We start from the raw sequence: 16,862 nt of genomic DNA on the forward strand, positions 1-16,862 counted from the left end.
TTTTGTGACTCTGCACCCATACTGGAACGCTATTGGGCTGTGCAAGCAGGATTGGGTTGGATGGGAAAGCATCATCAACTCATTGTTCCAAAGGCTGGGAGTATGTTCTTTTTAGGGGAACTATTCCTTGATATTGAGCTATCCTTTGACAAGCCCATGGAAAGCCATTGTGGCAATTGTAGAGCTTGCATTGAGGCTTGTCCGTCGGGAGCAATTCAGTTAGATTCATCTTTAGATGCCAACAAATGTTTATCTTACCAGACCATAGAGAACCGAGGAGAACTGGCAGAGGGTGTAGCTAAGGATATGGGTGACATGCTTTATGGCTGCGATAGATGCTTACGAGCATGCCCATGGAATCGCTTTTCAAAACCTAATGACACGCCAGAGTTGCAGCCAAAGACGGAACTTTTAGAAATGACCCGAGACAAATGGATGAATTTGTCTGTGGAGAATTACCAAAAACTCTTCAAAAAAAGTGCGGTAAAGCGTGCCAAATACGAAGGACTGATGCGTAATATTCGAGCCATTGCATCGTTATCAAAGAATAAAAACAAAGAATAAAACACACTACACCATGTCACAAGAAATACCACTCAATACGATTGAAAAGGAGGTTGCCATCTTTTTTCACCACTATGCGCTTGAAATACTTACCAAACAGCAAATAGATATGACCAACAAGCGACAGGTTAAAGAGGCTTTGTTAGAGCATTATGAACAAATATATCCTGCATTTAGTCAAACAAAAGTATTTGAAAGATGTTTTCAAAAGGCAGATCATGAAGCAATGGTAGCAGCTTATCGCACTAATTTTTCTTTGCTCTTAGATGACTACTTACCCACCATTGACAACGAATAACAACCAAATCATTTAGAAGAAAAGGTCAGAAAATGGGGTTGAACAATAGAATAAGAAGGACAAAAGCACCAGTGCAATAGTATGACGCTGATGCTTTTGTGTACGTTATCGGTACGAATGAGTGCAAAATGTTAATCCTTATTGCATCTCATATACAATGTTCATGAGTTTTTGTCCCAATGCTTCTGCCTCTTCTTGCGTTGCCGCTTCACTGTAAACACGAATGATGGGCTCGGTATTGCTGGCTCTCAAGTGAACCCACTTATCAGCGAAATCAATCTTTACACCGTCAATATCCGTCACTTTCTCATCCGCATACATCTCCTTGATACGATCCAAGATAGCACTGATATCAGTCTCCGGTGTCAGGTCAATACGGTTTTTCGCCATACAGTAGTTGGGATAAGACTTGCGAAGCTCGCTCACTTTGCAACCTTTATGTGCCAAAGAAGACAAGAACAAAGCAATGCCCACCAAGGCATCTCTACCATAATGGCTTTCAGGATATATCACTCCCCCATTGCCTTCACCGCCAATAACAGCATTAACCTCTTTCATTTTGGTGGTTACATTCACTTCTCCAACCGCAGAGGCAACGTATTTACCTCCGTGTTTCTCTGTAATGTCACGCAATGCACGTGTAGAACTGAGGTTTGATACGGTGTTGCCGGGCGTATGACTCAACACATAGTCTGCCACACTTACCAGCGTGTACTCCTCACCGAACATGGTTCCGTCTTCGCAAATAAATGCCAAACGGTCAACATCAGGGTCTACTACGATACCTAAGTCGTATTTCCCGCTTGCCATCTCGCTCATGATACCACCAAGGTTTTTAGCCAATGGCTCTGGATTGTGCGCAAAATCACCCGTGGGTTCACCGTTAAGAAACGTGTACTGAACACCCAGTGCATCCAATAGCTTAGGCAGAATGATGCCACCTACGCTGTTGATACTATCAACCACTACATTGAACTTTGCATTTTTGATAGCAGGCAAATCTACGAGTTTGAGTCCTAAAACATCATCAATATGCCGCTGATCATAAGAATTATCTTCTGTGTACTTACCCAAATGGTCAACATCAGCGTATTCAAAATCTTCTTTTTCAGCAATATCCAACACCTCGTTGCCGTTAGTCTTGGTTAAGAATTCACCCTCATGGTTAAGTAGTTTCAGCGCATTCCACTGTCTTGGGTTATGACTTGCGGTGATGATAATTCCTCCTGCCGCTTGAGACATTCTTACTGCAAGCTCGGTAGTTGGCGTCGTTGCCAATCCTATATTGATAACGTCATAGCCCATTCCCATTAATGTTCCACACACAATGTTCTTCACCATCTCACCCGAAATGCGTGCATCACGTCCTACTACAATTGTTTGGCTATTCGACTTTCCGCTCCGACGTATGAAAGTTGCGTAAGCAGATGTAAACTTAACGATGTCCAAAGGGTTCAGCGTGTCGCCAGAACGTCCTCCAATCGTTCCTCGAATACCAGAAATAGACTTAATTAATGTCATGGTTTTTATATTTTAGAGTAAACTTTTACGCTTTAAGACACCCGCTACACGTTACTTACCTCGCTGGTAGGTAATGTCGTATAGACAAGGATATACACTTTGTCGTGCATACGAATGGTTACTGGAGTGCGGCACGATTAGGCGTACGCGTGCAATCTCGTCACCCTCATGTGCTGGTCTTCCCAAACGAATGTACGAAAACGGAACTAATAACCCTGATGGAACTTCTGTGCTACGATAAGCTAAAGCCATCAAACTCTCGCCTTTTACAAAAGATGCGGTAAAGGTTCCGCTGGTATTACGCACCATCATCTTATCTACAATCGCTGAATAATAGGGACCTTGGTTGGATAGTTGAACAGAATCTGTCATCAGATTTCGTTCTGTAAAGCGACACAACACATTCGCTGTCTCACCATTCTTAATTTTCTCACCCGTTCCTTTGCGCTGAATTTGCATATACACACCAGTACTACTCAACAGCACATACTCATTTTGCGCTACATTTGTAGTATAATCTTGTGAGGCAAATGTCGTTTCTGAAATCACCTTTACAGCCGAATCAGCAATAAACTTATTGATGGCACTGCGCTCTGCTTCTTTTTGGTCTGCATAGGTTTGGCGGTCTCTACATGATGCAAAAAAGCAAACGGAAAGAATGGTTATGAGGGAAAAAACTATTTTCTTCATGATTTAATCATCTATTATTAATGTGCAAATATAAGCAAACTCGACAAAAGGACAAAGGAATACGCTTTCCTTTTAAGGAATATTGACGGTGTGAAAAGCACGCTTCAGGCACTTGATTAACGTTTCAATAAATCCTCAAAATGCGTAATCGCTTGTCTCACCACTTCTTCTGCCTCACTTAACGAGCAATGTAAACGCCCGCCACTGGCATTGACATGCCCACCTCCATTAAAATAAAGTGCTGCCATCTCATTACATGGAAAGTCGTCTACCGAGCGCAAACTCACCCACACCAACTGCTCTCGACGGTCATCTTCGCGTAGAGAAATAGACAATTTCATTCCTTTTATCGAAAGAGGCATGTTCACCAAGCCTTCGGCATCGCCCTTGATGAAATGAAAATCACGCATATCTTGTCGTGAAATGGCAAAATAAGATGCATGATAATCGTCAAACACGTTCAATTTCTGAAACATGATATAGCCCCGAAGACGTATAGCCCACTGGCTGTAGTTATTGAATACGTTGCGATATATCTTATCTTTGTCAAAGCCTTTTGTCAACAACTGACTGATAATAAAGAAGATTTCGGGGCGTGAGGAGTTGTATGTAAAGCCTCCTGTATCGGTCATCATACCGCAATATATCGCTATGGCACAATCACGACTCATCAACTCGAAGCCTCCCAGTTGCCAAATCAACCTAAAAATCAGTTCACTGGTACTGCAAGCGGTGGTTTCCGACAACGACAGTACCGTTTCCATATCGGGTTGTGTATGATGATCTATCATTACACGTGGTGCAGTACAGGCATCTAACACTGTTTGCATTTCATCCACTCTATTGGTTGTGCCGAAGTCAAGGCAAAACACCAAATTGGCTTTCGCAAACAATTCCTTTACTTCTTCAGGATGCTTGTCATACCGAATCACACGATGACTATTGGGAAGCCATTGCAGAAAATCGGGATAAGCGTCTGGCACAACTACCGTAGCTTGCTTGCCACATTGATTTGTTAAATAATCACACCAAGCCAAAGACGAACCCAAAGCATCGCCATCTGGTGACTTATGCCCACAGATAACAATGTGTTGTGCATCAGAGATGAGTTGCTGCAACAACTTCAACGCTGCTGGAGCAAGAATGTCAATATTCATATAAACGAAAGTGTTTTTGAGTTGTTGAGTTTCAAGTTTTTAGTTGACGAGCCACAATACTCATCAATGGCTGCGTTCTTAATGTGACCAGTTACGTTGGTTTCGTGAACTTAGTCACAAAAATGCATTGAAAACTTCAATCCCAACAACTCAATCACTAATAAAACTTAGAACAACCGATTGGGATATACACCCTCATCAATTAACTTTTTAATGCGGTCAACGGTAGCCTGACGGTCAGCTGCGTAGGTCACACCAAACCATTTGCTGGTTGTATCCAGCACCTTTACCGTAGCAGTGCCCGCATGAATCAAGTTGTTGACCACTAAAGGAATGAAGAACTCTGCCTTCAAATTCTCCATATTCTTAGCGTCAGACAAGAATTCCTTGAAGTATTCGTCGCTGTACTCAAAATAATCGGGGGTGAAACCCCACATATTCATCGAAACAGGGGTATTGTCTTCTACAGCAACCCACTTGCCTTCTTCGTCCTTATAACATACCGTTCCGTCCACACGCATTATTTCGGTACGCTCTACTACCTCTGTAAGATGTCCTTCATTGTTCTTCGAGCAAATGCCACGTGCCACAGTTCCATTTTCAGAGAGTGTGTTACCAACACGGAAGCCCACCATTGAATATCGATTCTTTGAGCCTTCTGGCAGTTCGGAAAGGAATTTTCCCATCACCATATAGGCATCTCGATTGTAGAAGTCGTCACAGTTAATCACACAAAATGGTTCATTTATCAAGCCTTTTGCCATCATAACGGCATGGTTAGTACCCCAAGGTTTCTGACGACCTTCAGGAACTGTGAAGCCTTCTGGCAGCTTGTCCATAGCCTGAAAGCAAACTTCAGCGGGAATATGTCCTTCGTATTTAGACAACACCTTCTGTCTAAAATCGTCTTCAAAGTCTTTTCTGATCACAAAAACGATCTTCCCAAAGCCAGCCTTGATAGCATCATAAATGGAGTAATCCATAATCGTTTCACCGTTAGGTCCTAAGCCGTCTAATTGTTTCAGACCGCCATAACGGCTACCCATACCAGCTGCAAGCAATAATAATGTAGGTTTCATTATTTATAATTTTTAGAGTTAGAATATCGACAGTAGAATGATTCTATTGTTTACTGCATTTGTTTGTCATGCAAAGATAATAAAATCCTGCACAAATGAAGACATTTCATCAGATAATTAGAAAGCTCCGTGACAACTAATTTGTGAGAGATGTCTCCTTATTGCTATCGGTCAAAGGCGTAAAACAGACTGTTTTCCACACCAAAACAGACTGTTTTGCCATAGAAAACAGTCTATTTTGGGTTCATACCTCAACGCCTTTTTCTGTCAACAATTTAGAGAGAATGCGTAAAAATATTAGAATGGATAGCCAATAGCGAGATGAAAACTGTTGCCGTCCCTAAACGAAGGGATGTTATAAATGCCTTTGCGCTCTGTATGGTAAGGCACATGGATACCAATACCCCAATCCAAACGAATGACAAACAACTTCATGTCATAACGTATGCCACAGCCTGTTCCTACCGCCATGTCTGTGAGTAGGCTTTTCCATCGTAGTTTTCCACCGGGTCGTTGGTCCGACTTTTGCAACGTCCAGACATTGCCTGCATCTAAAAAAATGGCTCCATAAATATCACCAAATAAGTGAGGACGGAACTCAAGGTTGGTTTGGAACTTCACATCTCCTGTCTGTTCGACATACGACATGCGCTTATTTTGGGGTCTGTACTTCCCCGGTCCGATGCTTCTTACATTGAAAGCACGAACACTGTTGGCACCTCCCACGTAAAATTGTTCATAATATGGCGCTTCCGTTGCATTGCCATAACTATAAACAACGCCCGCATTGATATGCCCTACCAATGAATGATTCTCACCGATACGCCACAATTTCACAAAGTCTGTTTCCACTTTAACAAATTGAGCATAAGGGTTTTTGAACATCTTTTTATTCTTTTGGTTCCATTTTTCACCAGCAGCCATGTACCCAAGAGAGAGGATATTGGCGGCTTCGCTAACAGTGGTCTTCCATGCAATCGGACTACGATAGCCTCGAGGACTGGTATATTGATAAGAATAACTCATCTTCGGCACAAACTGATCGCGCATAGAAATCTGCAAGTATGGATTCTTGTCCAAGAGAACCCTAAACGAGTCTGTCTGACTGGTCATGTATTCGTAGGACAACGTCAGTGGGCTAAACTCATGATAAGACTGAGGTGAGGTGTTAAATTGATAGGTTAAATCGCCAGAGATGACATGCCGCTTGAAATAATCTGCACGATTCAAGATGTTATTCGACATTCTTAAAATCGTCACTGGAACCCCATAAAAGCGGCGTTTACTTATTCTTCTGCCTTCATCTTTTCGCAGGCTATCTCGGACAGAACGCCTTTGAGCTGTCCAAAAGAGATTCTTCGGTGTCAACATTCGTGGGAAGATAACAGAAATATCTCCACCATATTCGTACGAATTCATTTTAGACGAGGAGCCTTCTGCATGATGTCCTGTTTGCCACTCATACGACCCATGCAAATTGATGTCTAACTTCTCTGCACCTCGGAAGGCATTCAGTTTGGTGAAACCCAACACCAGTTCTGGTCCAAAGCGATTGGATGTTTTTCCTTTGGCATTGGCATTGACATAAAAACTATAACGCTTGTCGAAAACACAATCGATATCTACATCGAGTGTGTCACACAGAGGCGAATGATTTCGGGGCGTAAATTTGAAACTACTGTAATTAAATAGTCCTGTTGCGTGCATGTAATCATTCGACATCTCTTGGTTAGAAAGCCGATAAAGCTGCCCCGGACGCAACTTCAAAGCAGAATATATCACTCCGGGACGTAGCGGTGCTTTACTTCCATGATAGTGCAAAGTAAAGATACGTTGCTGGAGCGAATCGGTCAACTCTTCGATAAACTCATTCCGTAAATTCACATTCACCTTACCAATATACCACTGGCGCTTCACCATTGCATCCAAGCTATCAGCTTGCTGATAACGCAGTTGTACCTTGCAAGGTGCTTGTAAGGTATCTGCCAAATAAGACGCATCGGTTGGTTTGGCATAATAATAGCCATTGTTGCGCAACAAACGACTGATACGTTGACGCTCTGCTTCGAGTGCTGGCACACTAAAGGGACTCCCCTTCTTGATGAGCGCATCTTCATGTGTTGCCTGAATTAAGCTATCTGCATGGGGTGTGAAGTTCAGATAGCGAATGGAGTCCAATTGCCACAACGGTCCCATGTGGACACGATATGCCACTTTGGCTTTCTTGGGATGGTTCTGTGGAACAATCTCATAGTCTACTTTCCCATGGAAATAACCCAATTTCTTTAATTGGAGTTCACCTACCGACTTCCGAAGAGCTGGATTTACTTGGCTCAAGAGTTTGGGTCGTGACCCAAAAGCACGTGTTAACCATCGACTAACGGCACTGGTGTCTTGAGACAATGCATTCCATATCCATAGTCTTACAGGGAAGGGAGTTCGGTAATAACTACTTCCAAGAAAAGCACCTGTAGGAGCTGTTGCCAATACCGACTCCATTTCAGACTTGGTGTATTCTGCATGTTCGCTCTTGTCAGCATCATCAAATTCTATTTTCTTCAGACCCGTAAAGAGTTGTTCACCATCAGGAATAGCGCTGGTGGTAGAACATGCCGTAACTATCAATGATAGAAGTGCGCATAAGAGAATAAAATTATTGCATTTTCTGTATTTCATTTGGGATAGAATCTTTCTTTTGAGGTTGTATAGGGTCAAAGACTTTTTTATCACTCTTGAACCTAAAGATATCTTTGAAATGTGCCAATTTACGACGCCATGTGAAACCTACGCCATATTCCCCGATGAGTCCTTCCAACCAATCGTAGGTGTTGTTGTTATAAAACAGGCGGAGATACTGACTTGCATTCTGGTTCAAACGGTACTCAAGTTCCACGTTGTCAAAGAAATACTCGTCTCTATCCGCCATTATCTCTTCTCCTGACGACACCTTTCCACCTACAATCACGCGCAATCTGTTGTTCCACAAGCGTTTTGAAAAGCGGAAATTATAATCCGTATGTATACCACCCGTGGCAGTGGTGCTATTGTCAATGCTCATTCCCAAGTCAAGTCCCATGGACCGCATGGCTGACCCAGCAATGTCATTGATTTGCGATTCGAGGTAAGAACTCAAGGCATTGTTCATTGAGAACGAAGCCATGTTACCATCAGTGAGATACATCCCTGACACCAACATGGTGATGGCGACCTTACCTCTGCCTTCCACAGTCATGGTGTTCAGTTCGTCTTGAATGGTAACATCATTTGGAGCATTGATGATAAATTCGATGCCAGGATTGTCTAAGTTTTGAGACAACTTCACTCCACAATCAAAGTCCACCACTCTACCTGCACCAGTTCCCTCGTTCACTGTTGCCTTGATATCCTCAGTAGCAGTGATATGAAGCTTTGGATTCATGGGGTCGCCCGAAAATTCTATATAACTACCGTTTTGAATGTCGAACGTTTTGAGGGGTATGACAGGCAGAGAGTATTTCATTTCTCCTGTATTCAGCGTGTAACGACCTGTTAGTTGGAAATTATCTACAGGATTATAATTCATTCGAAGTTCACCACCACCTTGCAAATCTATATAGTTTGTATGGTCAGCATTGAGCATACAAACAATGTGCGCTGCCTCATCAATCGTTGTAGCTAAGGACATATCAAACCCTCTCAGTTTAGGACGTTGAACCACTTCTACGACAGAATCTTTGAAATTGGTGAATTTCACCAGTTCTTCTAACTGATTGTCGGTTGACAATTCACTGTCTCTAAGCACATAAGTCATATCCGTTGTCCCTAAAACATTCAGCACACCTCGCATGCGAAGGTTATCAACAGGTCCTCGCATCGTACCTAAGAAGTCGACGAAGGCTTTGCCATAGGCTTCTGAACGTGGGTTTTCTCTGGCATCAATGATTTCAAAGTTTTGGGCTCTCATGCGAATGTTAAGCATCATTTTATCCAAATTAGAGAAGTCGAACGTTCCATAAATATTCAGAGGACTATTGTTATTGGCAAACAACTCAAAGTTTTCAAACTTTAACTGGCTATGAGCTATCTTCACTGGGTCATTGGCAAAGCGCATCTCTATGCCATAAGGCTCACTGAAAATATAAGAAGAATCCAAGAACACCTCACCATCAATATCAGGTTTCGAAGCCGTACCCGTGAGCATGATATCGCCATCTGCATAGCCTCGCAATCCAATAATCCTGTCAGGAATAAAGCCATTTACCAACTGAAGTGGCAGTCGCTCCAAGGTGAGCTTGGCATCTAAACGGTCCTTTTTACCATAAGTACCGGACACCTTCGCTACTTCTTGTCCCTCACTATAAAGCACACCATCGATGAAATGAGAGCCGTCAGACTTAGGCATATATACAAATTCAGAACTCAGATTGCCCATTGGACTCTTCTCATAGTACATATTTTGCACTCCGACAGATGAAGAAATAGACAATTGGTCTTTGGTTTGAATCACGTGGAAATCACCATTTAGCGTTCCAGCAATATTGGGTACATAAGGAATTGCACTCAAGATATTTTGCAAAGTAACTTTATGTACAGAGAACGTAACATCTTGCAACACATCTGCATGGTTGTCGTTAGACAATATCTGTACACCTGTACCGTCTTTCGAGCGTAGGCTCATTTGGGCAGAAATACGCTTATTCTTGCCAATAAATAGATAATTATCTTGATTGACGTCAAAATCTTTATAACCTAAAACTTGTTTGGTGCTATCCAAATGGGTGCGTATTCCATTCGGTTCTAACTCAGCCGACAGACCTAAAGCGATGCCCAAACGCCCTTGTTCATCAAATAATTTTGTACGAAGACTTGTTCCTTTTTCACTCAAGTTGCCTTGCGCTATGGCTTTGAAAACATATTGGGGATTGAAAGCGTTGTTTTCGATTCGGGCAGCGTATGTAGTACATTCTTCATTGGAATTCAACGTTAGATTTACTGTATCCAACTGGATGCTATCAACCAATAGTTTTTCAATAAGTAACCGCCCATCTAAGCCCTCATGAGGCGATGAAAAGAAGTCTACCGAGGCTTGATTTAATTCGATACCATACTTTCGCATGAAGTTGACCAATACATTTTTATTACCTGTATGAAGGTGAAAATTAGCATTGGGCAAATGAGCTCGCAATTTTGGTTCATCAATCAAGTTCTCTTTTAGCTGTCGCTGCACTTCCTTCATAAAACCATTACTGTGGCTAAGTAACCGTTGATACCCATATCCACTCTGTAACATCAATTGAAAATCTCCTGTTTCGAAGTTCACATCTGTCGTATCTCGTCGCGTCAAGACATTCAGATTGATGGGTTCAGCATGGTAACGACGCCCATTATCAAGGATAGTGAGGTCATCAATATGGCCAGCAATACGATAGTTGTTGTTGAAATCAGTGGAGATGTTTAACTTGCTTTTCAGACCTACAACAAGAGAGTCGTCCATCAGTCGATGTAAGTCAAGATGCCGTAAGTCTGTTTGCAGATTGGCTTGCACATGTCTCGAGCTTGTCAACGCATCAAACTTAACGTCGCCTCTCATGAAAGAATTATTGCTATGTATCAATCCTTTCGCATGCCCATTCTTTACAGTGACATCGGCAGTTGTCGCATCCAACTGATACTTATCATACGAAAATTTATCAATTTGAGCTTTGGCAATCAGTTTCGTCTTAGGAGACAAGAAATCAAAGCCATGTCCTTTCAAGTCAATTTTCCCCGAGAAAGGATGTAAACCTTGATTGGGCAGGAAATGTTGTAACGGCAATCGACTTGCATTAAGCTTCGCTTGATAACTCTGTTTCGATGCATCCAACTGTACGTTGGCATTCAAGACGCCCCCTCCCTGTTGCGCCTTAAAGGTAGAAGTGTATTGTTGACCATTTACTGCTACGTGTCCTTTGAAGTCAATATTTTGCGGAATGGTGACACGCTTACGAGTTGCTGGACTCATAAAGGCTTTTACAAAATCAAGCTTTCCAGTGCTCACGTTCAACATGGCATCAGCTTTCAAGTGGTCAATGTCGTTGAGATTGGCAACATAACCTGTCGCCTTTGCTTTGAAAGCTGTAGGCAAATTCACCCGTAAATCATGGAAATTCATGCGTTGAAGGTTGCCCTGAACCTTCCCATCTATCACCAAAGGAGAGCGAGGCCATTGCTTTCGAACATCCACAGGAATACTTCCCATGAATCTTATCAAATCGTTTTTGCCCAAAGACGCATGAAGTGTCAAATTCAGCTTACCTGGATTTTGACTTGCAAAGCTATTCAAATCCATGTCAGCATCTGCCAATAAATTGGATGATGATGTTTTCATCTTGACCTGATGCATATACAGCTTTGTAGAATCTAATGCCAATGCACCAGACAACTTCTGTAAATCAAAGCCACTTTTCTCCTTAAAAGCCATTTGGCGGACATTCAATTTGAGCTTTGACGCATAATATTGAAGCGCATCTATACCTACCTCAATATTACTTAGAGCAAGATGATTATAATCTATTCCTTTCGTTCTGCCCTTCCATTTATTATCATAATTCAGCTCACCATCTGTCCAATCGAACCTTCCTACTTGATAATTTCCTTCTCCAAGGTCAAAGAAACCTTTTGAAACCTTTGCTTTTCCAAGGTATGTTCGCACTTGAAGAGTATCTCCTGGGAAATGAACAGTAACATCCGTGTGACGGACTTGTAAATCATCTACATTTATTTTCCAAATTGATTTGGACTGACTGGTATCTTCGGGAACAGTATCTGGCAAGGTAACCACTAACTTTGCATCTTCCAAAGCTAATTTATCAACATTGACAACCGAACCACTGATGTCTATTCCATGACTGACCAATGCCAACTGTCCGATAGTGCCACGAACATGAGCTGCAGCAATAAAATCGGATGAATTGAGGTGTAAGCCTTCAAACTTCAGCTCATCAATCTCCACTTTCTTTTTGAACAAAGGCAACAACTGTACGTCTGCGACCATTCGTTGCGCAAACCCAATCGTGTCTTTCAACTGTGGTAGGGAGTCATTGGGCCTGATAATAAGCACGTTCTCCATGCTTAAATCAAGTGGAAATGCCAACCTCACCTTGTCTATCGACACCTCTAAGCCCAACTTCTTAGAAGCATAACGGGTCGTTTGCTGTACCAACCATTGCTGTACAGGTGGCATATAGAGCAGGATTGCAACGAGGGTAAGTAGCAATGCAGGAATACCTATGATGCTTACAATCCAGATAAGTGCTTTTTTCATAAATACATTGTCAATTGAGTCGTATCATTCAACGGGCACACGATATTATTGCAAAGTAAACATTTTTTAATGTAAAATCCGAATTTTCTACCCTCTTTTTATCCTAAAGTTTTGATTTTAACAGCAAAGATGAATGTACCAACAACTTTTTCTCATAAGAAATCGACTCCCATGGACAATCATTAAACCTTAAAAAGGCTCTCGAAAAACTATCCGAGAACCTTTTTACCTAACGAATTCTTACTTAAATATTCAACAATCTGTTAAGTGCAAAAGTAGCTAAAAAAGTCATTTGCTCCAATCCTTATTTATGATGAATTATCAAGTTTGCCTCTATGCGTTATATGCACCACAGTGAGGACATCTGCCTTTGCTTGGGATAGGTTGCCCACAATGACCACAAACATATTGAGGGCGGGCATGGTGAAGGTATTGGCGAATTGCAAAAACAACGTACAGTAGGAGCAATGGATACCCAATATAATACAAAGTTGTCAGTCCAAAGACAATATAATTGACCGCACACACTGCCAAAAGCCCACTCAAATACATCACAGCATCGGTAAAAGGGAGTCGATGACGAACATCGTCCACAGCTGCTAATCCCACGATAAGCATTCCCCAAACCATACATAGAAACACCATTAACAATCCGGGTACTGAAAATGGATTGAGTGTGGGATGATAATAAAAGTGACGCCACATATCAGGAGCGAAATTTTGTATGCTGGCATACAAGGTAGAAGCAATAGCTACCATGATACAAAGCAAGGTTGGATAGAACGAAGGGATGTCCTTAAAATGCACAATCCATGCTTTTTCTTTGAACAGGCGACGCATCCAGTAGGCTATGGCTATCAAGGAAATAACAATCAAGAATATGAGTAGGTGAGTATCCGAGAAAGTAGAAATGAACTGTGAAATAGGATCGTCAGGGACGACACTCGGTAAGAGTTGCGTTTCATGTATCCATCCAAAGGTATGTTGGTCGCTCGCAAGCTGCACCCACACTGAATCTATGCTGTCTGTGGGAAGCATACGAATGTCTGCCACCACCACATGACTATGGCGTTTTAATACCAATGTGTCCACAAGCAAGCCTGACAACACCTCTTCGGGTTGTTGTTCAAACAAGACAAGTGAATCACTCTTCACTATAAAATTATAGTTGTTGGTGTAATGATGTGATGAGTAGAAGTGTAATGAGTCTACTTGATCCTGACTCATAGGTATCAATGCTTCCGATTTTTGTGCAGATCGATGATAACACGAACTCAACATGATTACCCCAAGTAGCCCTATGAGTCCTATTTTTCCCAAGTAAAAACTTGGATGAAAGATGGCAAAAAATCCGTTCCTCTTATTCATCTGCATAAACGTTCATTTGACATTCGTCACACTTAAACTCCAATCTAAACATCTTTCCGTCTGCCAATCTAAGTCTGAGTGGCTCTTTCCATGTGGGTTTCTTACCACCCTTGCGTACACAATAGCCTAAACTATAACGTAAACAGTGGCGGCACTGCATTATCAACACAGCGTGCTGCGCTGTAGATTGCAACTTACTTTGTGGGTTCACCTCGTATGCGTCTTCTATCATCGTGAGTCCTTGACGCTTGTAAAAGGATTTGGCAACAGAGTTGGAGATGTTGTAAATATAAGGAAACTTTTGATATTCGGGTTGCCAAGTCAATTGTGCCTTCTTGCGCACAATATTCTTTGGGGCTGCAGAAGAAACCGACTGCTCTATTTCAAGTTGTGCGACAACCTGTCTGCGCAAGGTTGCCAAGACACTCGAAGGAATAAAATAACGCACTACCTCTTCATCCAATTCGATATGCGCTGCCACATAAGGGGTGTTTCCCAACTTCCCCAGCTGGCGTAAAATGTTATCACGTTGTGGCTTTTGAGCAAGCTGTGTCTCTATTTCCACCACTTCCTTTGCCGCTCGGAGCCCTTTCCCACTCGCTTTTAACATCAAACCGTGGTCAGAAATTGACAGGGATAACGAAATGGGTATTTTACGTTCTGCCGTTTTTCCTGATAGAATTTTGTTAAAAGCCTCATCATTATTGCGATACAACGACATGCCTGATTTCAATTGGGTTGGCATTTTCAAGGGATAAAGACGGTTGCCTTTCGCTCGATTTACACGGAATCCCTCCAATTCTCCCCTGTCATTGATAAAACACAAACCGTCACCATTGGCGAAACTCGCTGTACCTGCTACATTGAAAGAGCCATGCGACAACTCTTTTACCTTGCCAACATACTCGCCCAAAGCCTTAGGCGTAAGAGGAGAGTAAATGTCTGGTTGCCGCTGATGCAAGAAATAATTGGTATATCCTCGGTTAAAAGTCTTCTTCAAATTGGGTGTAAACGTGTACGACACCTCCCCTATTGAGGCTCTTCGATAGTCGCCCGAGCGTCGTTCTATCATCTTGTTGAGTTGTTGAGAATATGCAGCAACCACATTTTTTACATAGTCAATATCCTTCAACCTACCTTCTATCTTAAATGAACACACGCCTGCGTCCGCCAAGTCCTCCAACTCATCTATCTGACTCAAATCTTTGAGTGACAAAAGATGCCGCTGATGCACAATTTCCTGACCGTTCGCATCTATTAAATCGAACTTCATTCTACAAAATTGTGCACACGTTCCTCGGTTCGCACTTCTGTGAAAACAGTGCTGCGATGCGTAACAAAGCCCCGAATAGCTCACACACAAAGCTCCATGCACAAAAGCTTCGAGTTGCATTTCAGGCACTTGTTGGTGTATCTCCCTTATTTCTTGCAATGAGAGTTCACGTGCCAACACCGCTCGTTCAAAGCCTATGCTCTGCAACCAAGCCACTTTTTCCGCCGTGCGGTTGTCTGTTTGCGTGCTGGCGTGTAGTGCTGGCACATACGACCCATCGCTTGGCAGCAATTGCAATATTGCCATATCCTGCACCAACAGCGCATCTACCTTGGCTTGGCACAATGCTCGCAAGAGATGTTTAGTGTCGTCCAACTCCGTTTCATAGATAATTGTATTCACCGTCACATACACCTTTGCGCCAAACTGGTGGGCATACAAGCATAACTCACGGATGTCATCAATATCATTGCCCACCGATGCACGTGCTCCGAACTTCATTGCGCCGATATACACGGCATCGGCACCATGGTCAATGGCAGCCTTTCCGCATTCCAAGTTTTTGGCAGGAGCCAAGAGTTCTAACGTTCGCATGATGTTGCTTTTTATGGATACGTATGCTGAAAATTATCTCAAATACTCGTTGATCCAATTCATAAATAACAAATGGGCATGTGCTCGCCACGTAACAACAGGACGCTTTGCAGGGTCATCGTCCAAGTAATAATGCTTGGGCTGCTCCACATCGTTGCGTTTTCCTAAGTCTCGCAGGTATTCTTGGTCGAGTGTACGGGGAGCATACTCCAAATGTCCCGTGATAAAAAACTCCTTTCCGCCCTTCGTCATACACATACTCACCCCACTCTCTTCCGACTCTGCCAACAGCACCAATTGATGGCAATGCACGATATCCGCTTTTCTAATCTCGGTATGGCGACTGTGGGGCATGCAGAACACATCATCAAACCCACGGAAAATGGGTACTTCGGGATGCAGCACCCGTTGAGGGAAGATGCCAAACATTTTCTTCGGAAGCGCATATTTGTGAATACCTTCATGGAAATACAAGCCCGCTTGCGCCGCCCAACATATATATAAGGTAGATTTGAGCGAAGCCCTCGCCCATGAAAATATCTGCGTCAGCTCGTCCCAATAATCCACTTCGTCAAAATCCAAATGCTCTACAGGTGCGCCCGTCACGATGAGTCCATCGAACGACTGCGACGACAATTCGTCAAAATAGTGATAGTAAGCATCCATGTGAGCCGCTGGCACATGCGTTGGCGTATGCGACCGAAGCCTCATCCATGCCACTTCAATATCCAAAGGTGATGCCGACAGCAACCGCAAAATATCGGTTTCGGTCTGTAACTTGGTAGGCATCAAGTTCAATACGGCTATCTTAATAGGAGCAGAAGGTAGATGCTGCTCCCTGAAATCTCCGACATCTACCGAGATGTTTTCAGATTTCAAGCGTTCGATAGCTGGAAAATGGGATGGAAGATATAACGACATGCACGCAATGATAACAGAGTATGAACGATTGACAACCATGTAAAGCGGTTGCGATGCAAAGGTACAAAAAAGGGGAAAGAAAGACTCATTTACGACCGTTCTTTTTCTCAAAACA

General features: G+C 42.7%; 11 protein-coding genes. 2 read left to right on the forward strand and 9 right to left on the reverse strand.

Translation table 11 applies throughout. The features are described from left to right. Together queG and BN35_RS03665 are read left to right on the forward strand one after the other, a co-directional pair. Positions 1-564 (forward strand): tRNA epoxyqueuosine(34) reductase QueG (gene queG / locus BN35_RS14055; protein ID WP_044071207.1); only part of this gene is annotated, 564 nt, incomplete at its 5' end. Between the two features lie 13 nt (positions 565-577). Then, complete coding sequence (locus tag BN35_RS03665) at positions 578-862, forward strand: hypothetical protein (RefSeq protein ID WP_025071974.1); 285 nt, start codon at positions 578-580, stop codon at positions 860-862. A 138-nt stretch (positions 863-1,000) separates the two neighbouring features. Here the strand turns inward: BN35_RS03665 and glmM are convergent, their stop codons facing one another. From glmM to BN35_RS03710, 9 genes are all read right to left on the reverse strand, one after another. Continuing rightward, on the reverse strand, positions 1,001-2,383 hold the full coding sequence (glmM, locus tag BN35_RS03670) for a phosphoglucosamine mutase (protein WP_028900909.1): 1,383 nt from the start codon (positions 2,381-2,383) through the stop codon (positions 1,001-1,003). Positions 2,384-2,434: 51 nt separating this feature from the next. After that, entirely contained in the window at positions 2,435-3,073 is a 639-nt protein-coding gene (locus BN35_RS03675) for a DUF4827 domain-containing protein (protein WP_025071975.1), read from the reverse strand. Positions 3,074-3,189: 116 nt separating this feature from the next. Further along, positions 3,190-4,230, reverse strand: coding sequence for a DHH family phosphoesterase (locus tag BN35_RS03680; RefSeq protein ID WP_028900908.1), 1,041 nt, complete (start codon positions 4,228-4,230; stop codon positions 3,190-3,192). Between the two features lie 167 nt (positions 4,231-4,397). Beyond that, positions 4,398-5,309, reverse strand: a complete 912-nt coding sequence (locus BN35_RS03685; protein ID WP_025071976.1) for a glycosyltransferase family protein — start codon at positions 5,307-5,309, stop codon at positions 4,398-4,400. Between the two features lie 297 nt (positions 5,310-5,606). Further along, positions 5,607-7,985 carry a translocation and assembly module lipoprotein TamL gene (tamL, locus tag BN35_RS03690; protein ID WP_025071977.1) on the reverse strand — a complete coding sequence of 793 codons (2,379 nt, stop codon included), beginning with the start codon at positions 7,983-7,985 and terminating at the stop codon, positions 5,607-5,609. Then, entirely contained in the window at positions 7,963-12,591 is a 4,629-nt protein-coding gene (locus BN35_RS03695; RefSeq protein ID WP_028900907.1) for a translocation/assembly module TamB domain-containing protein, read from the reverse strand. Before BN35_RS03695 ends, tamL begins: the two co-directional genes overlap by 23 nt. A gap of 333 nt (positions 12,592-12,924) precedes the next feature. After that, the gene (locus tag BN35_RS03700) at positions 12,925-13,872 is read right to left on the reverse strand and encodes a zinc ribbon domain-containing protein (protein WP_234396677.1); all 948 of its coding nucleotides are present in this window, start codon (positions 13,870-13,872) and stop codon (positions 12,925-12,927) included. 79 nt (positions 13,873-13,951) lie between these two features. After that, a complete protein-coding gene (locus BN35_RS03705; RefSeq protein WP_025071979.1) occupies positions 13,952-15,826 on the reverse strand; it encodes a peptidase U32 family protein in 1,875 nt (624 codons plus the stop codon). A 33-nt stretch (positions 15,827-15,859) separates the two neighbouring features. Further along, complete coding sequence (locus BN35_RS03710; RefSeq protein ID WP_025071980.1) at positions 15,860-16,747, reverse strand: homoserine O-succinyltransferase; 888 nt, start codon at positions 16,745-16,747, stop codon at positions 15,860-15,862. Between the last annotated feature and the right edge of the window lie 115 nt (positions 16,748-16,862).

It is taken from the genome of Hoylesella timonensis 4401737 = DSM 22865 = JCM 15640 (genome assembly GCF_000455445.1).
Lineage (GTDB): Bacteria > Bacteroidota > Bacteroidia > Bacteroidales > Bacteroidaceae > Prevotella > Prevotella timonensis.

Excerpts from the sequence above, each read along its gene's own strand:
- BN35_RS03665 (WP_025071974.1), top strand. The coding sequence starts at position 578 with ATGTCACAAGAAATACCACTCAATACGATTGAAAAGGAGGTTGCCATC.
- glmM (WP_028900909.1), bottom strand. The coding sequence starts at position 2,383 with ATGACATTAATTAAGTCTATTTCTGGTATTCGAGGAACGATTGGAGGA.
- BN35_RS03675 (WP_025071975.1), bottom strand. The coding sequence starts at position 3,073 with ATGAAGAAAATAGTTTTTTCCCTCATAACCATTCTTTCCGTTTGCTTT.
- BN35_RS03680 (WP_028900908.1), bottom strand. The coding sequence starts at position 4,230 with ATGAATATTGACATTCTTGCTCCAGCAGCGTTGAAGTTGTTGCAGCAA.
- BN35_RS03685 (WP_025071976.1), bottom strand. The coding sequence starts at position 5,309 with ATGAAACCTACATTATTATTGCTTGCAGCTGGTATGGGTAGCCGTTAT.
- tamL (WP_025071977.1), bottom strand. The coding sequence starts at position 7,985 with ATGAAATACAGAAAATGCAATAATTTTATTCTCTTATGCGCACTTCTA.
- BN35_RS03695 (WP_028900907.1), bottom strand. The coding sequence starts at position 12,591 with ATGAAAAAAGCACTTATCTGGATTGTAAGCATCATAGGTATTCCTGCA.
- BN35_RS03700 (WP_234396677.1), bottom strand. The coding sequence starts at position 13,872 with ATGTTGAGTTCGTGTTATCATCGATCTGCACAAAAATCGGAAGCATTG.
- BN35_RS03705 (WP_025071979.1), bottom strand. The coding sequence starts at position 15,826 with ATGCGAACGTTAGAACTCTTGGCTCCTGCCAAAAACTTGGAATGCGGA.
- BN35_RS03710 (WP_025071980.1), bottom strand. The coding sequence starts at position 16,747 with ATGTCGTTATATCTTCCATCCCATTTTCCAGCTATCGAACGCTTGAAA.